The organism is Taylorella equigenitalis ATCC 35865 (assembly GCF_000276685.1).
Classification (GTDB): Bacteria; Pseudomonadota; Gammaproteobacteria; order Burkholderiales; family Burkholderiaceae_B; genus Taylorella; species Taylorella equigenitalis.
Genome location: NC_018108.1, coordinates 1,474,795 through 1,498,972 on the forward strand (window position 1 = coordinate 1,474,795; position 24,178 = coordinate 1,498,972).

The 24,178-nt window shown below is 37.7% G+C and carries 22 protein-coding genes and 3 tRNA genes; 13 read left to right on the forward strand and 12 right to left on the reverse strand.

Going from position 1 to position 24,178, the window contains the following annotated elements:
• Positions 1–33 precede the first annotated feature (33 nt).
• Together KUI_RS06775 and KUI_RS06780 are read left to right on the forward strand one after the other, a co-directional pair.
• Positions 34–109: transfer RNA gene (locus KUI_RS06775), tRNA-Glu, on the forward strand.
• 6 nt (positions 110–115) lie between these two features.
• A tRNA-Asp gene (locus KUI_RS06780) sits at positions 116–192 on the forward strand.
• A 36-nt stretch (positions 193–228) separates the two neighbouring features.
• Here KUI_RS06780 and KUI_RS06785 read toward each other — a convergent pair.
• Complete coding sequence (locus KUI_RS06785) at positions 229–1,695, reverse strand: YadA-like family protein (RefSeq protein WP_014840588.1); 1,467 nt, start codon at positions 1,693–1,695, stop codon at positions 229–231.
• A 200-nt stretch (positions 1,696–1,895) separates the two neighbouring features.
• Here KUI_RS06785 and KUI_RS06790 point away from each other — a divergent pair, with 200 nt between their 5' ends.
• The 7 genes from KUI_RS06790 to KUI_RS06820 are packed head-to-tail and all read left to right on the forward strand — an operon-like array spanning position 1,896 to position 10,131.
• A complete protein-coding gene (locus tag KUI_RS06790) occupies positions 1,896–3,788 on the forward strand; it encodes a dipeptide ABC transporter ATP-binding protein (protein WP_014840589.1) in 1,893 nt (630 codons plus the stop codon).
• A gap of 19 nt (positions 3,789–3,807) precedes the next feature.
• Entirely contained in the window at positions 3,808–5,352 is a 1,545-nt protein-coding gene (gene gsiB, locus KUI_RS06795) for a glutathione ABC transporter substrate-binding protein GsiB (RefSeq protein ID WP_014840590.1), read from the forward strand.
• Between the two features lie 60 nt (positions 5,353–5,412).
• Entirely contained in the window at positions 5,413–6,333 is a 921-nt protein-coding gene (gene gsiC, locus KUI_RS06800; protein ID WP_014840591.1) for a glutathione ABC transporter permease GsiC, read from the forward strand.
• Positions 6,334–6,337: 4 nt separating this feature from the next.
• Positions 6,338–7,213 carry a glutathione ABC transporter permease GsiD gene (gene gsiD / locus KUI_RS06805; RefSeq protein WP_014840592.1) on the forward strand — a complete coding sequence of 292 codons (876 nt, stop codon included), beginning with the start codon at positions 6,338–6,340 and terminating at the stop codon, positions 7,211–7,213.
• 2 nt (positions 7,214–7,215) lie between these two features.
• Positions 7,216–8,331, forward strand: a complete 1,116-nt coding sequence (locus KUI_RS06810) for a DmpA family aminopeptidase (protein ID WP_013521560.1) — start codon at positions 7,216–7,218, stop codon at positions 8,329–8,331.
• The gene (locus KUI_RS06815) at positions 8,328–9,158 is read left to right on the forward strand and encodes a M55 family metallopeptidase (protein WP_013521561.1); all 831 of its coding nucleotides are present in this window, start codon (positions 8,328–8,330) and stop codon (positions 9,156–9,158) included. The genes KUI_RS06810 and KUI_RS06815 overlap by 4 nt, the downstream gene beginning before the upstream one ends.
• Before the next feature lie 4 nt (positions 9,159–9,162).
• The gene (locus KUI_RS06820) at positions 9,163–10,131 is read left to right on the forward strand and encodes an isoaspartyl peptidase/L-asparaginase family protein (protein WP_014840593.1); all 969 of its coding nucleotides are present in this window, start codon (positions 9,163–9,165) and stop codon (positions 10,129–10,131) included.
• Positions 10,132–10,134: 3 nt separating this feature from the next.
• On the opposite strand, the gene rnhA is transcribed toward KUI_RS06820, so the two are convergent.
• Positions 10,135–10,590, reverse strand: coding sequence for a ribonuclease HI (gene rnhA, locus KUI_RS06825; RefSeq protein ID WP_014840594.1), 456 nt, complete (start codon positions 10,588–10,590; stop codon positions 10,135–10,137).
• A complete protein-coding gene (locus KUI_RS06830) occupies positions 10,583–11,191 on the reverse strand; it encodes a hypothetical protein (RefSeq protein ID WP_013521564.1) in 609 nt (202 codons plus the stop codon). The genes rnhA and KUI_RS06830 overlap by 8 nt, the downstream gene beginning before the upstream one ends.
• A gap of 76 nt (positions 11,192–11,267) precedes the next feature.
• Between KUI_RS06830 and gloB the strand changes: the two genes are divergently transcribed.
• The 3 genes from gloB (at position 11,268) to KUI_RS06845 (ending at position 16,542) form a co-directional block, all read left to right on the forward strand.
• The gene (gene gloB / locus KUI_RS06835) at positions 11,268–12,083 is read left to right on the forward strand and encodes a hydroxyacylglutathione hydrolase (protein WP_014840595.1); all 816 of its coding nucleotides are present in this window, start codon (positions 11,268–11,270) and stop codon (positions 12,081–12,083) included.
• 3 nt (positions 12,084–12,086) lie between these two features.
• Positions 12,087–13,526 (forward strand): transglycosylase SLT domain-containing protein, encoded by a 1,440-nt coding sequence (locus tag KUI_RS06840; RefSeq protein ID WP_014840596.1) that lies wholly within the window; start codon positions 12,087–12,089, stop codon positions 13,524–13,526.
• A gap of 136 nt (positions 13,527–13,662) precedes the next feature.
• Positions 13,663–16,542 (forward strand): OmpA family protein, encoded by a 2,880-nt coding sequence (locus KUI_RS06845; RefSeq protein ID WP_014840597.1) that lies wholly within the window; start codon positions 13,663–13,665, stop codon positions 16,540–16,542.
• Positions 16,543–16,588: 46 nt separating this feature from the next.
• On the opposite strand, the gene KUI_RS06850 is transcribed toward KUI_RS06845, so the two are convergent.
• From KUI_RS06850 to tyrS, 6 genes are all read right to left on the reverse strand, one after another.
• Positions 16,589–16,678 (reverse strand) — tRNA-Ser (locus KUI_RS06850).
• A 26-nt stretch (positions 16,679–16,704) separates the two neighbouring features.
• Positions 16,705–17,343, reverse strand: a complete 639-nt coding sequence (locus KUI_RS06855) for a riboflavin synthase (RefSeq protein ID WP_013521568.1) — start codon at positions 17,341–17,343, stop codon at positions 16,705–16,707.
• Positions 17,328–18,491: a bifunctional diaminohydroxyphosphoribosylaminopyrimidine deaminase/5-amino-6-(5-phosphoribosylamino)uracil reductase RibD gene (gene ribD, locus KUI_RS06860; protein ID WP_014840598.1), complete on the reverse strand. Its 1,164-nt coding sequence runs from the start codon at positions 18,489–18,491 to the stop codon at positions 17,328–17,330. The genes KUI_RS06855 and ribD overlap by 16 nt, the downstream gene beginning before the upstream one ends.
• Positions 18,481–18,939 carry a transcriptional regulator NrdR gene (gene nrdR, locus KUI_RS06865; RefSeq protein ID WP_014840599.1) on the reverse strand — a complete coding sequence of 153 codons (459 nt, stop codon included), beginning with the start codon at positions 18,937–18,939 and terminating at the stop codon, positions 18,481–18,483. Before nrdR ends, ribD begins: the two co-directional genes overlap by 11 nt.
• Positions 18,940–18,942: 3 nt before the next feature.
• Positions 18,943–20,187 (reverse strand): serine hydroxymethyltransferase, encoded by a 1,245-nt coding sequence (glyA, locus tag KUI_RS06870; RefSeq protein WP_013521571.1) that lies wholly within the window; start codon positions 20,185–20,187, stop codon positions 18,943–18,945.
• A gap of 11 nt (positions 20,188–20,198) precedes the next feature.
• Positions 20,199–21,422 (reverse strand): tyrosine--tRNA ligase, encoded by a 1,224-nt coding sequence (tyrS, locus tag KUI_RS06875; RefSeq protein ID WP_013521572.1) that lies wholly within the window; start codon positions 21,420–21,422, stop codon positions 20,199–20,201.
• A gap of 71 nt (positions 21,423–21,493) precedes the next feature.
• Between tyrS and KUI_RS06880 the strand changes: the two genes are divergently transcribed.
• On the forward strand, positions 21,494–22,591 hold the full coding sequence (locus KUI_RS06880; RefSeq protein WP_013521573.1) for an anhydro-N-acetylmuramic acid kinase: 1,098 nt from the start codon (positions 21,494–21,496) through the stop codon (positions 22,589–22,591).
• Here KUI_RS06880 and erpA read toward each other — a convergent pair.
• The 3 genes from erpA to rpsI form a co-directional block, all read right to left on the reverse strand.
• The gene (gene erpA, locus KUI_RS06885; RefSeq protein WP_013521574.1) at positions 22,588–22,950 is read right to left on the reverse strand and encodes an iron-sulfur cluster insertion protein ErpA; all 363 of its coding nucleotides are present in this window, start codon (positions 22,948–22,950) and stop codon (positions 22,588–22,590) included. The genes KUI_RS06880 and erpA overlap by 4 nt on opposite strands.
• A 15-nt stretch (positions 22,951–22,965) precedes the next feature.
• Complete coding sequence (locus KUI_RS06890; RefSeq protein ID WP_225971983.1) at positions 22,966–23,679, reverse strand: DUF6776 family protein; 714 nt, start codon at positions 23,677–23,679, stop codon at positions 22,966–22,968.
• Positions 23,680–23,777: 98 nt separating this feature from the next.
• The gene (gene rpsI, locus KUI_RS06895; protein ID WP_014840600.1) at positions 23,778–24,170 is read right to left on the reverse strand and encodes a 30S ribosomal protein S9; all 393 of its coding nucleotides are present in this window, start codon (positions 24,168–24,170) and stop codon (positions 23,778–23,780) included.
• Positions 24,171–24,178: the final 8 nt, after the last annotated feature.

Here is a 24,178-nt window from a genome sequence, read left to right on the forward strand (position 1 = left end):
GAAAAGTGGTATTATAACTATCTTTAGTTCTTGGTCCCCTTCGTCTAGAGGCCTAGGACACCACCCTTTCACGGTGGGTACAGGGGTTCGAATCCCCTAGGGGACGCCACTACCTGGAGCGGTAGTTCAGTTGGTTAGAATACCGGCCTGTCACGCCGGGGGTCGCGGGTTCGAGCCCCGTCCGCTCCGCCATATATCAAGCCCACGTCCTAGACGTGGGCTTTTGCTTTAAAAACTAAACATCATTCCTAGGCTTCCTCCGAACCCTCCTTTTGAATCACCAGAAATAGACGCTTTTCCAACCCAAGCCTCATCTCCTGACATAGCTGATACACCGACCGCATATCCAAACCCACCTCTGTAAGTTGCAACGCCAAGACCCAGTCCAACTTGGTCAGGAGTCCAAGCTTGTGGAAGAGAGGCTATTGCCATTGCAGAAGCAGTCCCTGCCCTAGATTGTTTCTTTAAATTATCCAATTCTTCACCAAGGATTTTGTTGGATTCTTTTAACCTTTTATCCAAAGTTGAATAAATACGATCTGATTCAGCTTTTAATTGACCCAAATTAACTGCATCAGTATTATCAACTGCATCAGCAAGGTCTTTCACTCTATTGCCACCCATACTAACTTCTGAACTAGAAGAAACTTTAAATTCTTTAGAAACAGTTAGCCCGCCATTTGCAGTTACTTTCTGCTCAAATGTTGGGGATTTTAGGCTCTCAATCAATTCTCCTAACTTATCAGATGTGGCATCGATTGAAGCTTTGTTTGAACTAATGCCCTCTTTATTTTTGGCAATATCAGAACGATTGATTGCGATTGCTTTTTTGTTGGCATCTATGCCTTTTTTATTGTTTTCGCTAAGAATTTTGTTTGCGGATATAGCCTGTGTATTTTTTTCTACTTTTAAGTCAGTAGCCTTCAAAGCCTTAGTATTTGTAGCAACTTTTACGCCAAGACCTTTTACATCAGAAACGGCTTTATCAACTTTAGCCCCAATTTTTTCAACTGCAGTTGTGTTTTTTGCTAGCTCACCTTTTATACCTGAGATTTTTTCTTTATTTTTATCTATTTCAAAGTTAACACCTTTTATGGCATCTTTATTTTTCTCAACCTTGGTATCAATCTTAGAAACTGCTGTTTTAGATTCTTTTAGATTCTTTCCGATTTCTTTGATTGAGGTAGAAATGCCATCTACCTTATTTTTGATTGAATCTATCTCTCCAGCTGATTTATTAGCAATTTTTATTTGCTTCTTAAACTCATCAATGGAATTTGAATTAGTTTCAATATTAGAAATTAATTTGGCAATTTTATCTTCATGTGTATCAACCTTTTCAGTCAATGCTTGTATATTTGAAGAATTATCATTCGATGTGCCATCTGCAGCTAAAGTAGTTGTATTTAATTTCTCAAACACAATTACACTATCAGTTAGTGCATTCTGATGTCCACCTTCAGCAACTTCATAAACAATTGCTCTATGGCATGATGTGAAATTTGGTTTTTTTCTTTTTGTGCTCACATCCTCAGGAGTGCAGTTATAGAAAATTGGGGTAGCTTCATTAGATTTATCTTTCCATCGCCCAAGAGGATTTGCGAGATTTGTGCCCATAATATGAGCTTGGGTAATTTGAGGTGTTATTGCTAAAAGTGTTAATACAAATGTGGTTTTAAATTTAAAAGATTTCATATCGACTCCTTATAAAAAAATCAGTTTTGATTCTAAGAATCGACACAAATTTTGAGTAGGTGGTGTGCATGCTTTTATCCATTAGGAAAACTACGTACACACGGTTTTATTCTTTTTAATACATTTACAAACTTGAACACTTTAACTAACTCTGTAAAATATAAATTCAAAATAAATTTTCTTTAAAACAACAAAATTAAATGAGCATTAATTCACAAAAATCAGAGTCTGCAGTTTTAGAAGTAAATAATTTAAGTGTTGATTTTGTGAGTAGTGAACATACGGTTCACGCTGTTAAAAATTTATCTTTTTCTATTAGTAAGGGTCAAACTTTAGCAATTGTTGGTGAATCTGGCTCTGGAAAATCCGTAACATCACTTTCTATTATGCGATTAGTAGAAAATGGTGGGGGAATTATTACTTCTGGACAGATGTTGTTCACTGCAAATAAAAAACCTCGCGTTGATCTTGTAAAGCTTTCTTCTAGAGATTTACGAAAAATTCGCGGTGCAGATATGGCTATGATTTTTCAGGAGCCTATGACATCATTAAATCCAGTTTTTACTGTAGGTGAGCAAATTGCAGAATCTATAAGACTACATCAAGGGCTTTCAAATTCAGACGCTATGGCAGAAGCCCTACGCATGCTGGATCAAGTAAGAATTCCTGAAGCTAAAAGTGTAATCAAAAGATATCCGCACCAACTTTCAGGTGGCATGCGACAAAGAGTAATGATAGCAATGGGACTCGCCTGCAAGCCTTCATTACTCATTGCTGACGAACCAACAACTGCCCTTGATGTAACTATTCAGGCTCAAATTCTGCAACTAATCCGTGAACTACAAAAAGAGATGCAGATGGCGGTTATCTTTATCACTCATGATATGGGTGTTGTAGCTGAAGTTGCTGACCGTGTATTGGTTATGTACAAAGGTGAAAAAGTGGAAGAAAACATTGCCACAGAAATATTTAATAACCCTCAACATGCTTATACGAAAGCTCTTCTTTCTGCTGTTCCAAAACTTGGTTCTATGTCTGGAAAAGCACTTCCTGAAAGGTTCGATTTACTAGTAATGGATGAAAATCAACCTACGGAATCGAATTTAAATCCTGAGCCACTTCAACCTCTATACAATAAACCTCCTATTTTGGAAGTTAAAAATCTTAAGACATATTTTGATATACATAGTGGATTTTTAGGATTGAATAAAAAGCGTGTTCATGCGGTGGAGAAAGTTAATTTTTCACTCTATGAACAGGAAACTCTTGCAATTGTAGGCGAGTCTGGGTGCGGAAAATCCACGACAGGTCGCTCTCTTCTAAGATTAATTCAATCTCAAGGCGGTCAAATTCTTTTTAAAGGACAAGACGTCAATTCTCTTTCAAAAAATGAGATGCAAAAGATTCGTCGCGATATTCAATTCATTTTCCAAGATCCATATGCTTCATTGGATCCACGGCAAACGGTGGGATTTTCAATTATGGAGCCATTGCTCATACACAAAGTTGCTAGCGGAAAGCAAGCAAATGAAAGAGTTCAGTGGTTATTAGAAAAAGTTGGGCTTTCAGGTGATATGGCCCAAAGATATCCTCATGAATTTTCAGGTGGACAAAGGCAAAGAATTTGTATCGCAAGAGCACTGGCATTGAATCCTAAAATTGTTATCGCTGATGAATCAGTATCTGCGTTGGATGTTTCTATTCAAGCACAAATCGTTAATTTGCTTATGGATTTACAGCAGGAATTTGGAATTTCTTATTTGTTTATATCCCACGATATGGCTGTTGTAGAGCGGATTTCGCACAGAATTGCAGTTATGTATTTGGGTCAAATTGTTGAGATAGGCTCAAGGCAAGCGATATTTGAAAACCCTCAACATCCTTATACAAAAAAACTGATAGAAGCTGTTCCTATTGCTAACCCAGAGCGTAGGCATCTTGACCGTAAATTATTGACAGGTGAAATTCCGAGCCCGATCCGTAAGATTGGTGATGAGCCTATAGTCGAGCCATTAATTCAAATCGCTGAAAATCATTATGTAGCTAAACATTCTATTGGAGTATATAGCCCAAACTCCGCAAATCCAACTTAAATTAAATACAGGAGAGTATATGAAATCCTTAACTAAAACCACTTTGGCAATGAGCTTTCTTTTAGGCAGTCTTTCTTTTTCGACTTCAGCTATGGCTACGAAAGATGTAGTAGTCGCAATCCCTTACAGCCTTAGTGCACTTGACCCATACAACACCAATTCCACACTAGCACAAGCTGTAGGTAAAGGTTGGTATGAAGGTCTATTTGAATTTGATAAAGATTTAAATATTAAACCTCTTTTAGCTACTGAATATAAGGCAAGTGAAGATGGTCTTGAGTACACATTCAAACTTCGTGAGGGTGTGAAATTCCATGATGGTACAGACTTTAATGCAGAAGCGGTAAAAATCAATTTTGAACGTGTTCTAAATAAAGCGAATGCCCTAGCTCGTTACAATCAATTCAACAAAATAAAATCAGTTGAAGTTGTTAATCCATACGAAGTAAAAATTATTCTTTCAGAACCATTTTCTGCACTTATAAATAATCTTGCACACCCATCTGCAATGATTATTTCTCCTAAAGCCCTTGAGCAGTACGGAAAAGATATTAACTTCCATCCTACTGGCACAGGTCCATTTCAATTTGTTGAGTGGAAGCCAGGAGAGACAGTAAAAATGAAACGCAACGAAAATTACTGGAACAAGGATAGTCTCGCAAAAGTAGATTCTATTACCTTCCGTGTAATTACCGACAACAATACTCGAGCTGCTGTTATGAAAACAGGTGAAGCTCACTTTACAAATCCTGTACCTTACGAGCAAGTAAAAATTCTAGAAAAAAGTGGCAAAGTTGATATTGTTGTTACTCCATCAATTGTGGAACGTTACGTTTCTATAAATGTACTAAAAAAACCATTTGATAATATCAAGGTTCGCCAAGCACTTAACTATGCAATTAACAAAGAAGCCCTAATTAAAGTTACTTTGAACGGTTATGCAGATGTTGCAACTGGTGTTGTCCCACCACTAGTTGAATTCTCTAAGCAATTCAAATCGTATGAATACGATCCGAAAAAAGCAAAAGAGCTTTTAAAAGAAGCTGGATACCCTAATGGATTCGAAACAACTTTATGGGCTGGATACAATGATGGTACATCTGTAAAAGTCATACAGTTTCTTCAACAACAACTTCGCCAAGTTGGTATAAAGGCTTCTGTAGAAGCATTGGAATCTGGTCAAAGAGTTGCTAAAGTTCAGAAGGTACAAAAACCTGAAGATGCCGGCGTAAGACTTTATTATGTCGGCTGGTCTGCTTCTACAGGTGAAGCAAACTGGGCATTAGCTCCACTGCTTAAAGGCGATGCATGGCCACCAGTATTGTCAAACACTTCGTACTATAAAAACGATAAAGTTGATGCAAACCTAGAGGCGGCTCTTCGCACTAATGACAAAGCTGAAAAAGAGAAACTTTACGCTGAAGCTCAGGAAATCATTTGGAACGAAGCTCCTTGGGTTTTCTTGAATGTAAGTAAACTGGTATCTGCTAAGAGCAAAAATCTTGAAGGTATTGATGTTATGCCAGATGGTTCCTTCTATTTCAAACAAGTAGATCTTAAATAATCAACCTTATAAGTAGCACTTAAGGGGCGATAGCAAAAGCATTGCCCCGATGTTTTTAATATGCTTTCATACTTTATAAAAAGAATAATTGGGATGGTTCCCACACTATTTCTTATCTGCGTATGTGTATTTTTATTTGTACACATACTTCCAGGAGATCCTGCTGTATTAGCTGCTGGTCCCGATGCTGATGCTCAAACAATACAATTAATACGTGAGGATATGGGACTCAATTTGCCTCTTTGGGAGCAATTTGTGAATTACATGTCCAACGTGTTGCATGGAGATCTAGGGCACTCTCTTAGATCTAAGCGACCAGTTTTCGATGAAATTGCTATTAGATTTACTCCGACAATGCTACTTACTCTTACAAGTATGTTTTGGTCAGTTATTGTGGGACTGGTGATTGGAGTTGTATCTGCCATATGGAGAAATTCATGGCCTGACAGATTATTTATGACATTAGCAGTTTCGGGGATTTCCTTTCCTGCATTTGCATTCGGTATGTTATTGATTCAAATTTTTGCTGTTTGGCTTGGATGGTTGCCATCAGTTGGTGCAGATAGTTGGAAGCACTATATATTGCCATCCCTTACCTTAGGATTGTCGGTTGCAGCGGTCTTAGCCCGATTTACAAGGGCTTCGTTTGTTGAAGTAATTAATGAAGATTTTGTACGCACAGCAAGAGCTAAGGGGTTAAGTGAAAAAGTTGTCATGATAAAACATAGTTTGAGAAATGCTTTAATCCCAGTTGTTACGATGATGGGCCTTCAATTTGGATTTTTACTTGGAGGTTCAATTGTTGTTGAAACAGTATTCGGCTGGCCTGGTATGGGTAGCTTGCTCATCGACTCTGTGAACTCCCGCGACTACCCGATGATTCAAGGGCTTGTACTTTTATTTTCCTTTGAATTTATCGTAATCAATTTAGTAGTTGACATACTTTACGGGGTCATTAACCCTACTATTCGCTACAAGTAGGTGCATGATGGATATTAAACAAAAACAAGAAACTATCAGAACTCCTATGAGTGAGTTCAAACGCAAATTTAAAAAACAAACACCTGCCATAATAGCTGGGTTATTTATTCTGTTCATTGTTGTCATTGCCATACTAGCTCCATGGATTGTTCCATATGATCCAGAAAATTTCTTTGATTACGATAAGCTAAATCAGCCTCCATCGTGGGAGCATTGGATGGGAGTCGATTCGCTTGGTCGCGATATCATGAGTCGAATAATTATGGGGGCTCGCATATCTTTAGCTGCTGGTTTCATTTCCGTTGCCTTAGGTATGATATTTGGAACGGTTTTAGGGCTTTTAGCTGGTTACTATGAAGGCTGGATTGATCGCTTGGTTATGCGTTTATCCGATGTTTTATTTGCATTTCCTGGGATTTTGCTTGCTATTGGGGTTATTGCTGTTCTCGGACCAAGCATGTTAAATGTAATCATTGCAGTTGCTGTATTTAGCGTACCAACTTTTGCTCGTTTGGTTCGTGGCAATACTCTTTCACTCAAAAATATGACTTATGTTGAAGCAGCCAGAAGTATTGGTGCATCTGACTTTACCATTTTGTTTAAGCATATATTGCCAGGCACTATATCTCCTATCGTGATTTATGCCACTATGCGGATCGGTACTTCAATTATTACTGCAGCCTCACTTTCATTTATCGGTATGGGGGCACAACCGCCAACCCCTGAATGGGGAGCGATGTTAAATGAAGCTAGATCGGATATGGTTTTAGCACCACACGTGGCTTTATTTCCATCATTAGCTATATTTTTTACAGTTCTTGCTTTTAATATTTTGGGTGACGGTTTACGTGATGCACTTGATCCAAAACTTAAAACATAATTATGATTAGGATAGATGATTTAATAAATTGCTATAGTGCTCCTGTTATAGGCAATTTAAATTGCGGTCCAAAAAATTTAATCTCTGATGTATCAGGTGTTACAGTTGGTCATTGCACAATTAGCTCCGATGATTCTAAAACCATTAGAACCGGTGTAACTGTAATTAAGCCATCGGATGCAAGGGATTTATTTGCAAATAAGGTTCCTGCAGCCGTAAGTGTCATAAATGGATTTGGCAAAAGCTATGGCCTTGTTCAGCTTGAGGAATTGGGAGTTTTAGAGACCCCTATTGCACTTACAAATACTTTCAGTGTTCCTGAAATTGCCACGGCTCAGATTAAATCTGCTATTGAAGTTAACGCCGAAATTGGTCGTTCATTGCCAACAGTAAATCCTTTAGTACTAGAATGTAATGATGGCTATTTAAATGATATACAGTCTTTTGCTGTCAAAGAAGAACATTATTTAAAAGCCTTAAGTGATTGTTCATCCACATTTGAGCAGGGTGCTGTCGGTGCTGGTCATGGGATGAAGTGTTTTGGCTTTAAAGGAGGAGTAGGTTCGGCTTCTCGAATTTCCGTATGCTCTAATTCATACATTGTTGGCTCTTTAGTTTTATCTAATTTTGGAGCCTTAACCAACTTAAGAATTGGCGGTTTAGAGTTGGGGGAACTTTTAGAAAGTAAGAATTTAAATATACAACTTGAAAAATTTGAGCAAGTTAAAGCAGAGGACGAGGATAAGGGATCGATAATTATGGTGCTTGCTACAGATGCCCCACTTGATTCTAGGCAGTTAAAAAGACTTAGCCTAAGAGCAGCTGCAGGTTTAGCTAGAACTGGTTCGAACTTTGGACATGGTAGTGGAGATATTAGCGTTGCTTTTTCTACTGCATACTCTGTTGAACAATCAAATAATCAAGTTTTGAACAAAAGCATTGCCACTTTAAATGAGGGGCAAATTAATTATTTATTTGATGCGGCGGCTGAAGCTACGGAGCAAGCCATAATTAATTCTTTATGGCATTCAAAAACGACATATGGCCGAGATGGTCATGTGTGTAGGAATTTATTTGACGTGATTAAAGAACGCTTTTTTGATATGGAATCAAAATGAAAATCTTAATAAGTGCTGATATTGAGGGTGTCGCTGGTGTAGTTGACCCTGAACAATGTAGAACTGGAACAAGTGAGTGGGAACGTGCCCGTGTTTGGTTTACAGAGGAGGTCAATGCGGCCGCACGTGGTGCTTTTGATGCTGGTGCCACTGAAGTTGTAGTTGCAGATTCTCATGCCAGTTTTAGAAATATATTGCCAGACTTAATTGATGAGCGTATATACCTAATTATGGGCAAACCACGTCTTTATAGCATGGTAGCTGGGGTTGAGATGGGAGCTGATGCCCTAATGCTTGTTGGCCATCACTCACAAGCTCGAGGACATGGGATTCTCGCCCATACTATAAATGGATTTTCATTTTCTCAAATTCGCATTAATGGTGTTGCTTACGGAGAACCTGGATTATATGGACTGTTAGCTGGAGAAGTTGATGTACCTTTAATTTTCGGAAGTGGCGATCAGATATTGGAAGAGGAAAACAAAAACTTTTTTCCTGAAGCAATATGGGTGCACACAAAAGAGGCTATGGGCACATTTGTTGCCAAAACTAAAAGTACGCAACGAGCTCGTTATGATATTTTTAAAGGTGCTAGAAATGCGGTTGAGAAATTCCGCTCATCAGGCGATTTATTTAAGCCTTTCAAAGTTGCGGGACCATATAAATGCGAAGTGGCCTGTCATAAGCCAGAGATGGTAGATATATTTTCTATATTGCCAGGTACTAAGCGAGTTGATCAGCTAACAATAAGTTTTGAAACTAGTTCAATATTAGATTTGATTCGTACGGTAAACACATTCTCTTTGATGTCTAGCGTTTTGAGGTAATTACATGAAAGGTCCAGTTATAGCTATTCATGGAGGTGCGGGTGCAATTTCAAAACATGAAATTTCATCTGAACTTGAAAAACAATATCGCGATTCTTTGAGAGATATCATTGAAGCTGGGGCTGATGCACTTTCTAAAGGGGCATCTGCTTTGGATTCTGTGGCATTGGCAGTTAGTATGTTTGAAGATAATCCACTTTTTAATGCTGGTAGAGGTTCCGTTTTTACTCATGAAGGCAAACATGAATTAGATGCATCTATCATGTGTGGACGGACTCTTAATTGTGGAGCAGTTGCAGGACTTACAAATATCAAAAATCCCATCTACGCAGCTAGATGCGTGATGGAAAAAAGCAAGCATGTGTTGATGATATCAGAAGGTGCTGAGGACTTTCTTAAATCACAAGGTTTCGAGACAGTCCCTAATTGCTACTTTAGTACAGATATAAGACTTAAACAACTTCAAAAGCTTATTGAAGCTGGAGGAGATGACGTATTACTAGACCACGATTCTGGACAGAAAAATCCTCCAATTGATGAATCCAAAAAAATGGGGACTGTTGGTGCAGTTGCATTAGATTCTTATGGGAACTTGGCCGCTGCTACATCTACAGGAGGCATGACAAACAAAATGCCTGGTCGAGTAGGAGACTCTCCAATTATTGGGGCTGGCTGTTATGCAAACAATCAAACATGTGCAGTATCTACAACTGGTCACGGAGAACACTTTATTAGATCTGTAGTTGCATACGATATATCAGCACTAATGCAATATAAAGGGCTATCACTGGTAGAGGCTTGCAATGAGGTAGTGCATAAAAAACTTCCATCTATAGATGGCTCTGGCGGTTTAATCGCTGTTGACCGCAATGGCAATGCCTCATTGCCCTTTAACTCATCAGGCATGTACCGTGCACTTGGATACGCTAACGGTACAAGAGAAGTTGGAATATACGCTAGCGATTCTATTTAATATCTAATTATTTAGATTTTTTATAGCGAGATTTGCTAGCTCGTCTGCCCTCTCATTTTCTGCGATTCCGCAATGTCCTCTAACCCAATTCCACTTCGGATTGAGTTTATCCACTAATTTTATAAGTTCCTGCCACAAATCCTTGTTTTTAACAGGAGTCTTTGAGGCAGTCTTCCATCCTTGCTTTTGCCAGTTTTCAAGCCAATTTTGTACAAATGGATTCATAACATATTGAGAATCGACATGAATAATTAATTCATCTACATCTTCAAAATTGTCCTCAATATACTTCAGACTCATAATCACAGCTGTAAGTTCCATGCGGTTATTTGTGGTTTCTTCCTCTGCACCTTTGAGCTCAACTTCTACGTCATCTAAAATTATAAGGGCACCCCAACCACCAACGCCAGGATTCCCTTTGCAAGCCCCATCTGTCCATATTTCTATTTTTTTAGACATTATTTTTTTCCTTATTTAATACAGCTAAACCACTTTTAATTGATTTTTTCTTTGGCAATGCAGAACCCACCATGGCAGGCGATACTAATGCGTGCTTTAGAGCCAAAAAATAACTTGGTGCTGTTATATTGTGAATATTATTTTTAAGAATGCCCTTACTCTCTAAATCAAGTTCATAAGCCCACTTTTTAATCCTACTTTGTGGAATTTTTATATCATTTGAAACTGGGCAGCCTCTAGATTTTTTGTTAAATTTAGTCAGGAAACTAGTCTTAAACCCAATGACTACCATAATCCCATGGACAGATAATAAAGATGTTGCTATTTGAAAAATCATTTTGGGATTGCTGACTAATTCAAGCGTATGAGGCAAAACTACCAAGTCAGATTCTTGAAAATTTTCTATGTAATCTATATCAACAAAAAATTTATTTTGTGTTCTGGCTTGAGAAATATAATTATGATCTGAAAGTCCAATTTGAATTGATTGATAGCCAAAAGTATTTTTCAACAAATCTTCAAGTTGAGATTGCTCCCATATCTTTAGGGTTGCTCCATCAGTACTTAACCAACTACTAAGATCCTTAATTTCGAAAGTCATTTTAAATCAAGATTTTAAAGTAAATTATTTCGTAACATTAGTGGTTTACAATCATGAATTTACGAAAATTAAACCCATGACCAAAATAACCTATGTACGTGCATTCCAGGACAACTATATCTGGTTGATTGTACACGAGGGGCATGTTTGTGTAGTTGACCCAGGTGAGGCCAAACCAGTTATAGATTTTGTTCAATCTCAAAATTTAGTTTTGGATGCCGTACTGATTACACATCATCATAACGATCATGTTGGTGGAGTTAAAGGCATAGTGGACTTTTTTAGCCATGTTCAGGCTAATCCTGTTGATGTATACGGACCCAAAAATCCTAAACTCACATTCGTAAACAAACCAGTTACTCACGGGGACAAAATTAAATTATTTGATTTTCTAGAAGTGAGTGTTTTTGGGACTCCTGGTCATACTTTGGATCATTTAGTATATTATTCGCAAGTAAAAGTACTTACGGATAATTATGACCAGTCCCCTTTTGTTTTTACTGGTGATACCTTATTCTTATTAGGAAGCGGTAAACTATTTGAAGGCGATTCTAAAATTATGTTCCAAAGCCTTGAAATATTTAAACAAATGAGTAAGAATACACTTGTATTTTGTGCTCATGAGTATACATTAAATAATTCGGCATGGGCTTTAGAGGTTGATCCACAAAATTTTGGATTAAAAGAGCTCATTGCCAAATATGAATCTAAAAGGTCTAAGGGACTTCCTACTGTGCCTGATACTTTGGATTCTCAATTGTCATACAACCCGTTTTTAAGATTGAGTGACCCTGTGATTATTAAGGCTACTCAATTATATTCAGGCTCATCATGTGATGAACCTCAAAAAGTTTTAAATGTGCTTAGGCAGTGGAAGAATAATTTTAGGTAGAATATGAAATTTTTTAAACTTTTAGCTATTTGTGCTACGGTAGCCCTCAGTGCTTGTGCTACTAATGAACCAAATGTATCAAATTCAAAGTCAAATACTTATATAGTTGATTACGATGTAAGAGTATCTCATCTGTCAGTTTGGGATCGCATCACCGATGGATTTGGTATGCCTAATTTAGACGGTGATCCTTTAGTGCAAAAATGGGTTGAGTATTACACAAATAGACCTGAGTACATCGAAAGGATGGCTGAGAGATCTTCAAAATATCTCTACCATATCGTTGAAGAAGTTGAAGCTCACAATTTTCCTACTGAATTAGCATTACTTCCATTTGTTGAAAGTGCATTTGTATCCACAGCAAAATCATCTGCAAAAGCTGCTGGTTTGTGGCAGTTTATTCCAAGCACTGGTCGGAACTACAATTTATCCCAGGACTTCTGGACTGACCATCGCTTAAATCCAATTCACTCTACTAGAGCCGCAATGGACTATCTTGGATATTTGTATGATTTTCAAGCAAATGATTGGCATTTAGCTTTGGCCTCATACAATTGGGGCGAAGGAGCAGTGGCTAGGGCTCGTATCAAAAATGAAAATGCTGGCCTACCAGGTGATTATCAATCTTTAAATATGCCAGATGAAACTAGAAACTACGTACCTAAGCTTCTAGCAATCAAAGAGATAATTTCAAATCCACAAAAATATGACATTAGACTTCCTTTTATTCCTAACACTCCATATTTCCAAAAAGTTGACGTAGCGGAAGACATGGATGTACAAGTTGTAGCTAAGTTAGCTGGCATGTCATTAGATGAATTCAAGGAGCTAAACCCTGCCGCTAAACAACCTGTATTTTTAGCCTCTAGAGGGGACTTTATCCTACTTCCAGTCGATAAAATTCAAACTTATGAAGAAAATCTAGCTTCTTACAAAGGTGATTTAGCAACTTGGGGAGGCTATGATCCTCGCGAAGGTGAAACCTTACAATCTATTGCTCAAAAACTTAAGATATCGTTAGCCAAACTAAAAAAACTTAATGGATTAGGATTTAAGCAAAAAAATATTGCCCGCACTTTATTAATCCCAACAAATATTAATGTTGAGAACTTTAAGGAAGATATAAATCTTAAGGGGCAGTTAGTATCTAACAAACCTATATTAGTTAAAAATGAAGCTAAATTTGCCTCTCCAGTTAAAGCTAAATTCAAAGGCAAAACTAAATTTGTAAGCACAACTAAAGTTTCCAAATTTAAAGCTCAAAGGGCTGTATTTAAAACAAAATCTAAGCTAAAAAAAATACGTCAAGTAAGTTACACCGTTAAAAATGGTGAGACTATGACCTCTATTGCAAAGAGACACGGTACTACTGTTGCAAATCTCAAAAAATTAAATGGCGGAAAATCATCACTTAAATCTGGACAGAAAATCAGAGTTCAGTGACGTTGTTTAATAACATTTCAAGTAATAAATTAACACATGTAGTTTTTGGTCTTAACATTTGAATAACATAAAAAGTGCTAAGATAAACGAATGCGATAAACTTTTGTAACCGCATTATTATTAATAAGGACTTTTTATGAATTTTGACATAAACCAACTACTTAAAGGTTCTGTGCGCGATGCTGTGCTAGATCAAATAACAAAATCTGTTGGTCTTCCTGAATTGAAGGCTAACAGCGTGCTTGATCGCATTGTGTCTGTTGTAATGAGTGGCATCTCAAGAAAAACCAACTCAAAAGAAGATGCCGAGCATCTTCTAGATGCGATTAAAGGTGTTGATAGCAATACTCAACAAATTTATTCTACTGGCGCTACAGCTTCTGATTTAGGCTTTGATTCATTAAAACAAAAAGGGTTAAGTCTTTTAAATTCTCTTTTTGGTAGTGAGTTTGACGGTTTAGTAGACCAAGTTTCTAGAGAAGAAGGTGTCACACAAGTTCAAGCAAAAGATTCTATGGCTACCGCTGCACCAGCGATATTCTCTAGCCTTAAAAACTATTTAGGTAGTGATTTCAGTTTAGCAAATTTGAGTGCATTGACTGGTATGGTAGGGCTAACTGCTACAGGTACAGATTTGCTAAACAAAGCTACGACCCCTGTAACTAAACCAGCTACTCATAAAGTTCCATCTCAGGAAACAGTTGATGCTGCTAGAATGGCTGGAGTGCATGAGCCACAATACACTAAATCTACTGAGGTTCATGATAGAGAAATGGAGGAACCGAAAAAAAGTGGGATTTGGAAGTGGCTAATTATTCTTGCTTTGATTTTAATTGCCCTATTATTATTTAGAAGTTGTAATAAAAAGGATAATCCTGCAATTACTAATAATGAAGAAAGTGTAGTTAATAACGAAACTACAAATAATGATGCAACACCACCTGCTCCTGTTGAAAATCCTGATTCAAAAGAAACCAAGATTATTGAAGGCTTTGGTAATTTTGAATGGGATTACCAAGACGAAAAACTAGTTATTGACGGTGATATTGATTCAGCAGAAACTAAAGCTACTTTAGTTGATGCTTTCAAAGGTATTGCTGGAACTTTAGCTGTTGAAGATAAACTTGATATTGATGCTGATAAAGGCAAATTAGAATTCACCAACTTTGCTGCTCTTGCAGGTGCTTTAAAAGATTTTGTTGGTGTTGATGGAAAATTTGATGGAAAAGAACTTAAATTATCAGGAACTTTAAACTCAGAAGAAGCAAAAGCTAATTTAGTTAAAAAACTTTCTGAAGTACTAGGTGCTGATTATAAAATCCAAGCTGATGACGTTAAAGTAGAAGCTACTAAAACAGAAGAACCTAAAGAAGAAAACAAAGACAGTCAAAAAGATGAAGTTAAAGTATCTAAAGATTTAGGCGACCTTAGATGGAATGCAAAAACCGACAAGGTGGTAGTTGGTGGTGATGTTCCAAGCGAAGAAGTGAAAGCTAAAGTTTTAGAAGCATTTAAAGTTATAGCTGGTAATAGACCTCTTGAGGACAAACTTAATGTAGATAAAGATGAAGGCGAATTTAGCTTCAATGACTTTACTGCATTCGCTGGTGTTCTTAAAGACTACCCTACTATCGAAGGTGATTTCGATGAGGGTGTTCTTAAACTTGATGGCACTTTAAATAGCGAAGACGCTAAGAAAAAATTAGCTACTGATTTAGTTGCTGTACTAGGAAGTGCATTTAAAGTTGATGTTGAAAGCATTGATGTTGATGCACCTGAAGAAGTTGAAGGTTACGGTGATTTATCATGGAAATTTGATGGTGATAAATTAGTAATTGACGGTGATGTAAGTGCTGAAGACAAAACTAAATTGCTTGCCGCCTTTGACTCAATTAAAGACACTTCTACTATCCAAGATGACATGGATGTTAAAGATAATCAAGCTAATATGAAACTTGATAGCCTAGATGCATTTATTAAAGTTGTTGGTGATTTCCCTAACGTTAAGGGTTCATTTGACGGCTTCACACTTGATTTAACTGGTCACGTTATTTCTGACGAAAGAAAAACTGAACTAGTTACTAAACTTCAAGAAGCCTTAGGCTCTCAATTTAAGATTGATGCTGATGATGTTGATGTTGAGACTCCTGACGTAGGCGAAACAGAGAATAAACCCGTTAATGATACTAATTTCCCTACTCCAGCTGAACAGCCAGCTGATCAAACAGCTCCAGCTGAACAAGCTACTACTTCAAGTGAAACTGCTCAAACAGACGAACTTGCAAATGTGCTTGATATTAGCGAAATGTCAAAAGAGAATTTGGACTTACATATAGTATTTGATTCCGCTTCATCTGATATTCAACCTAAATATAATGACCGCTTAGATGCGTTTGCTAAATATTTAATTGAATCAAATCGTACTGGCGAAATCTCTGGATATACTGATAATCAGGGTGATGACGAAAGCAATAAAAAATTATCCGCTGAAAGGGCTAACTCAGTAAGAAATTATTTAGTTTCAAAAGGAGTTCCAGAAACTAACATAGTTGCAGTGGGTTATGGTGAAGCAAACCCTATAGCTGACAACAACACACCTGAAGGTCGATTAGCTAACCGTCGCATTGAATTTAATGTTAAGGATGTAACATCTAAGAAAGATGCTATTGGGGAAATGATCAACCAAACTGAAGATAAGGCAAAAAGTACTTATGACTCAACTAAAGAAAAAGTAACTGAGGCTGCTGAAGTTACCAAAGAAAAGGTTCAAGAAGGATACGAGACTGCTAAAGACAAAGTTAATAAAGCTGCCGACGCAACTAAAGAAGCTTATAAAGATGCAAAAGAAACCGTTTCAGAAGCTGCTGGCAAAGCTGGTGAAAAAATCAAGGATACAGCTAAATCAGTTGGTAATGCTGTGGATAAAGCTGCTCACAAAACTGAAGATGCGATTCAAAACATCAAGGAAAAAATGGGTGGTGAACCTTCATCAACTTCACCTGCTCCAGCACAATAGTCCCTAATAAAAAATTTAACCCGAGGAAGAGCCTCGGGTTTTTTTATGGCGGATCAGGGGGGATTCGAACCCCCGATACGTTTGACCGTATGCACGCTTTCCAAGCGTGTGCCTTAAGCCACTCGGCCACCGATCCTAAATTAAGCTGATAATTTTACAATATTAATTCCTTGAGTCAACAATCCTACGTACATATCTAGCAATAGTATCAATTTCGATATTAACCTTATCCCCTCCTTTCAAATACTGCAAAGTTGTGTTTTGAAAAGTATAAGGAATAACGTTTAGGCTAATTATGCACCCTTCCGAAATCATGTCATCCGAATGAGGATCCTCAGGTGAAAACGCATCAGTAACATTATTAATGGTCATACTAACACCATCGATAGCTACTGACCCTTTGTACGCCATAAAGATCGCTAACTCCTTAGGAATAAGAACTTCAATCACATGAGATTCCCCTTCCTTGCTGATTGACATAACACGCCCAACTCCATCCACATGTCCAGAAACTAAATGTCCATCAAGAGTATCCCCCAATCTCATAGCCCCTTCAAGATTAGCGTAACCCACCTCATCTAGACCACAAGTTTTTGACAAACTTTCAGCCGATACATCAACCTCAAAACCCGCATCATCTAGGTTCACTATAGTCATGCAAGCCCCATTGACAGCAATAGAGTCCCCTATCTTAAACTTAGACATATCTAAATTTCCTTTGGCAATGCGTAGTCGCACACCCACTTCAAGATTAGAAACAGATTCAATATTTCCCACTGTTTGAATTATGCCTGTAAACATAACACCATCTCCTTTAAAGAATTTAACAATGTTCCCCAAGATTCCGTGTTACGAATTCGAAGGCGAACATTATTTTTAATCGATTTAATATCAAAAATTTCCAGTTTGTTATCTACTGGAATAGATTCTACTTCTTTAATATTAAAGGGAGAATTACAATTACCCAAAACTAAAGGTGCTTGATACCACAACAACTCATCGATTAATCCAGCTTCATAAAAAGAAGTATTCAATCCACTACCTGCCTCCAAATGGATTTCATTCACCTGAAGAGAATTTAGAAACTCTAAAAGCTCGGACAGATTTAATTTTCCATCATCTAAACAACCCAATCCGACAAGTTCAATATTTTCAGACAAGTCAACTAGGCCCAAATCCTGTACCTTTGCCATTTCTCCAAAAACATACACCTTGGGATTAGAAAAAATACTCAATTTAGGCTTAGTAATAATGTTAAGCTCCCTATCAACAATACCTATCAACGGAGCTCTTGGTGTATTGAAGTGTCTAACATTTAATTTTGGATTATCCGCTAAAACAGTACCCGCACCCGTAAGAACAATGCTACTTCTAGCTCTCCAGTAATGACCGTCGTTACGCGATTCTTCGCAAGTTATCCACTTAGATTGACCATTAGTTAGTGAAATTCGACCATCAAGCGAACTAGCAATTTTAGTCCTTACCCATGGAGTACCCCTAATCATCCTAGAAAAAAACCCTAAATTTAACTCAAGGACCTCTTCAAGCATAAAACCTACTTCAACCTTAATTCCATTAGAGCGCAGAATACGAATACCATTGCCACCAACAATAGGATTGGGATCTGGACTTGCAATCACAACATGCTTTATTCCATTAGAAATTAAAGCATCTGTACACGGAGGTGTGCGACCAAAATGACTACAAGGCTCTAAAGTAACGTAAAGAATTGCATCCGCTATCAAATCCTCATGCCCACGCATCCTTGCATCCTTTAGAGCCATAATCTCGGCGTGATGAGAACCTGCTATTTGCGTTGCCCCTTCTCCAATTATCTCGTCGTTATGGACTATAACGCATCCCACGCACGGGTTTGGATCTGGCAAAAAACGAGTTTTTAGAGATGCTTCATAGGCCAAACGCATAAAGTGATTATGCTTATTTTTCATCGCCTAAAAGTTCTTTTATAGTAATTACGAATTGATCTATATCCTCGAAACTTTGATATACCGAGGCAAATCGCACGTATGCAACTGGGTCTAGTGATTTTAATTCTTTCATTACGACCTGACCAATATCGTATGATTGGACCTCTTTATCGGGGAAGTTTAAAAAATGCTCTTGAACTCGTGATACGGCATTATCCAAATCATCCCTTGATACTGGTCTTTTACGAAGAGCAACACTCATGCTTGAGCGAACCTTGTTGATATCGAACTCCATGCGAACACCATTTTTCTTTACGACTGTTGGCAATGAGAGTTCGATTTTTTCGTAGGTTGTATATCGCTTATCGCATTTTAAACAACGCCGTCTGCGCTTAATTGATAGACCATCATCTGATGATCTCGAGTCTAATACTTGACTTTCACAATGAGAGCAGAACGGACATTTCATCGATTATTTGTACACAGGAAATTTAGAGGTTAAGGCTAAAACTTTTTCCCGTACAGAAAGAATATTAGCTTCATCCTCAGGATTATCTAAAACGTCTGCGATTAAGTTAGCAGTCAGCTCCATCTCAGCTTCCTTAAAGCCTCTTGTAGTCATAGCTGGTGTTCCTAGTCGAATACCACTAGTTACAAATGGAGTTTCTGGGTCATTAGGTATAGAGTTTTTATTGCATGTTATGTACGCATCGCCTAAAACTTTTTCGGCAAGTTTTCCTGTAATACCCTTTGTTCTTAAATCTATAAGCATCACATGGCTTTCTGTACGTCCTGAAACTACACGCAACCCTCGCTTTTGCAATGTTTTAGCTAAAACAACTGCATTTTTAACAATTTGTGCTGCATACTCCTTAAATTCAGGCTCTAAAGCTTCTTTAAATGCAACCGCTTTACCAGCTATGACATGCATCAATGGACCGCCTTGAATTCCTGGGAATATAGCGGAATTAATCATCTTCGCATGTTGTTCTTTCATCATAATCACACCACCACGAGGACCACGAAGGGATTTATGTGTAGTAGAAGTAACAAAATCAGCAAATGGTACAGGATTTGGATATTGATCTCCAACTACCAAACCTGAATAGTGGGCAATGTCAACCATAAAATATGCCCCCACATCTTTAGCTATTTTTGAAATTCTCTCGAAGTCAATTCGGAGTGAATATGCTGATGCACCCGCAACTATAAGTTTAGGATTGTGTTCTTTAGCTAGTTTTTCTAAAGCTTCGTAGTCGATAGCTTCATCCTGATTCAAACCATACGGGATAAAGTTATAAAGCTTACCTGAGAGATTAACAGGTGAACCGTGAGTCAAATGTCCACCTTCATTAAGATTTAATCCAAGAACGGTATCACCAGGTTTTAGTACGGCAAAGTATACGGCTTGATTTGCTTGTGATCCTGAATTTGGCTGTACATTAGCAGCTTCGGCACCGAATAATTTTTTCAAACGATCGATAGCTAACTGTTCAACCTCATCAACGAACTCACATCCGCCGTAATATCTTTTACCAGGATATCCCTCAGCATATTTGTTTGTTAATTGTGAACCTTGAGCCTGCATAACGGCAGGACTTGTATAGTTTTCCGAGGCAATAAGTTCAATGTGCTCCTCTTGGCGTTGCTCCTCTTTCTTAATTGCTTCAAAAAGCTCTGGATCAACTTTATCTAGTGTTAGATTTTTATCAAACATGATTTTCCTAATTAACCTATAGTAATTCTTGCAAATTTACGTTTACCAATCTGAACTACATACGTGCCAGATTTTAAAATTAAACCTTTATCTTCAACTTTTGAACCGTCAACTTTCACCCCGCCTTGGACGATATTCCTAGAAGCCTCTGAGCCAGAAACAGCTAAACCAGACTCTCTTAGGACAGACACTATCCCCATCTCTGGACCTGGCAATGTCACCTCAGGTATATCTTCAGGTATCTGACCATCCCTAAAACGCAATTCAAAATCAGCCAACGCCTTTTCTGCAGCTTGTGAGTTATGGAAACGAGTAATAATTTCTTGAGCTAAAGCTACCTTAATATTTCTAGGATTAATTCCGTCTTCAACATCCTGCTTTAACTTTTTAATTTCATCTAAGGACTTAGATGAAATCAACTCATAGTAATTCCACATCAAAGAATCTGATATAGACATAATTTTACCGAACATGCTATCAGGTGTTTCTGTAATACCAATATAATTATTTTTGGATTTGGACATCTTTTCTACACCGTCCAAACCTACTAATAATGGCATAGTCAATACCGTTTGCTGAGGCTGACCATATTCTTTTTGAAGTTCGCGACCAACAAGCAGATTGAATTTCTGGTCCGTACCTCCAAGTTCCATATCGGATTTAAGTGCCACAGAGTCATACCCTTGCATAAGTGGATACAAAATTTCATGCATAGAAATCGGAATGCCACCCTTAAAACGCTTTGTAAAATCATCGCGCTCCATAATTCGGGCTACAGTATATTTAGAGGCAAGCTCAATTAAACCACGAGCACCAAGGGCATCACACCACTTTGAGTTGTAAGAAATAACCGTCTTAGAAGGATCTAAAACTTTAGACGCTTGGTCATAGTAAGTCTGTGCATTTACCTCAATTTGTTCTTTAGTAAGTGGAGGTCTAGTAGCATTTCGACCACTAGGATCACCAATAGTTGCTGTAAAGTCCCCAATCAAAAATATAACTTCGTGCCCCATATCTTGCAATTGGCGCATCTTAGTAAGTACTACAGTATGCCCAAGATGAAGATCTGGTGCGGTAGGATCTAGACCAAGCTTAATTCTTAAGGGAGTTCCTGAATCGTGACTTTTTTGGAGTTTCTCTAGGAACTCTGACTCAACTAAAATTTCATCTGTGCCACGTCTGACAATATCCATTTGTCGGGCAACTTCTGTACTTATTTTTACTTCTGATGTCATGAGGAGTACTTAGACCGTGAGATTACAATGAACAATAATTATAATTCTATAACTTAATTCCTAAGGTCTCTATGGCAATGCGTGAGTATTTTATCGGTTTAATGTCAGGTACAAGCACTGATGGAGTAGATGCAGTATTATGCACAATTTGTGAAACAGAAAAAATAAAAATTTTAGGTCATGAATACTTAGAATTCAATGACGACTTACGTAGTAGAATCTTAAACCTAAATGAACCTGCATTTGATGAAATTACTGAATCTCAACTTGTCTCTGTTGAACTTGCAAAAATAAGTGCCCAATGCATTGCCAATCTACTCTTTAAACTTAACCTAAAACCCACTCATATCAAAGCCATTGGGGCTCATGGTCAAACTATTAGACACGATCCAAAAGCAGGATATTCCTTGCAACTAAATAATCCATCATTACTTTCTGAATTAGCTCAAATAGACGTTGTCGCTGATTTTCGAAACGCCGATATATCAGTAGGGGGTCAAGGTGCCCCTCTAGTGCCTGCATTTCATAGCTATCTTTTCGAATCACACATGCCAACAGCCATTTTAAATTTAGGAGGTTTTGCAAATATATCTATACTTAATGGCAATGACATTTTTGGCTATGATATCGGTCCTTGTAATGCCTTAATGGACTTATGGATAAATACTCATAAGGGAGAAAATTATGATGATAGTGGGAAATGGGGTGCGAGTGGGCATTGCCACGAAGTGTTGTTGGAAAAACTTTTAAGTTATAAGTATTTTTCTATGCCAGCCCCGAAGTCTACGGGTCGGGATGAATTTAATCTGGCTTGGCTTATGAAGTATTTGGAAGAAGTTGGGGAAATTGAAGCTGTCAATGTAATGTCTACTTTACGAGAAATGGTAGTATCTACAATTCATAAAAGTGTTTCGGAGCTGTCATCCGAAATTAAAATTATCTATGTATGTGGAGGTGGTGTATACAATCAAGCCCTTATGAGCGGATTAAATAGAAAATCTGAACGTAGATTTATATCAGTGCAGGAAATTGGCGTGGACCCCATGACCGTGGAAGCTATGGCTTTTGCTTGGCTTGCATACATGAATTTAAACAAAAAGCCCCTAAATCTAACTAAAATCACAGGAGCTAAACGACCTAAAATCTTAGGTGCTTACTACCCACACTAAACACTAAAGGAAGAACCGCATCCACAAGTAGTTGTTGCATTCGGGTTTCTAATGACAAACTGAGAACCTTCAATGTCATCTTTATAATCAATTTCTGCACCAACTAAGTACTGAAAGCTCATAGGGTCAACAAGCAATGAAACACCATTATTGGTAACTGTCGTATCGTCCTCAGCCATAGTCTCATCAAATATAAAACCATACTGAAAACCAGAACACCCTCCACCTTGAATAAAAACCCTTAGCTTTAAGTCAGGATTGCCCTCATCCTCAATAAGTTCTTTTACTTTAGCTGCCGCAGCATCAGTGAAAACAAGCATTGAAGGAGCTTGTAAATCAACAGTTTCAACAGTAGACATATATATCCCCTCTATTTAAAGCAGAACGGATCTGCTTGCACGTACTTGACTACCCTCAAGCACTTTAACGTATATTTCATGTGGCTCAAAACCAGCTGGCAACACCAACTCTCCCGTACTTTGCTGCCACCTAACAAAATCAACAGATAATATTGAATGAATTCTAGGATTATTTAGAATTTTAGCTGCAACCTTAGGATTTGCGGGAACAGCCAATTTATTATCTTCAGTTATACGGGCCGGAATTAAATCAACGGTAGTATTTTTACCATTTAGCATACCCACAGCTTGAAATTTTAATAACCCCTTAAAAGCAGTTTCATCTACAGATTTTCTAGAAAGTAAAATACGGTAACTAATTAAGTCTCCCGAACGCTTCACATCTAAACTACGGATAGTAACAAGCCCCAAAGGTCCTGGTGGCAATAACTGCTCATAAAATTCAATATCCTTTGTGAGATCACTAATCTCATTCATCAATCTATTATTTTCGGCTTGAAACTTTTGAGCTATGGAATCACTAACAAATAATTTACCTCTTAGACTTTTGATAGTTTCTTCTAGTTCTGCATAATCTGACTTCATATTCAAGCGAGCTTGATGAAGAATTTTTTCGAATTCTTCACGCAAAACCATCTTCTCTTTTTTGAGATTGAGATTATCGTAGTAGTGCACAGCAGCACCACCAGCAATAACGCCGAAAATAAACATTAGACTACGGATTAGCATAAGGAATATTATAAAGGTATATGTCAATAAAAAAACCCACATTTCGAGATGAAATATGGGCTGAAATATGGGTTGAAATGCTTAGCAACAAAAGTAAATTAACGCTTACTAAATTGCTTACGACGACGTGCTTTACGTAGACCAACTTTCTTACGTTCAACTTCACGTGCATCACGAGTAACAAAACCAGCTTTAGAAAGAGAAGGTTTTAAAGTTTCATCATAGTCGATAAGAGCACGAGTTATACCATGACGTACAGCTCCTGCTTGACCAGATTCACCACCACCATGAACATTAACTTGAATATCAAAGCTATCAATCATATCAACAAGTTCAAGTGGCTGACGAACAACCATTTGACCAGTTTTACGCTGAAAATATGCATCAAGGGCTTTACCGTTAATAACAATATTTCCTGAGCCTTTTTTCATAAATACACGTGCCACCGATGTTTTACGACGGCCAGTGCCATAATTCCAATCACCTATCATACTCTAGC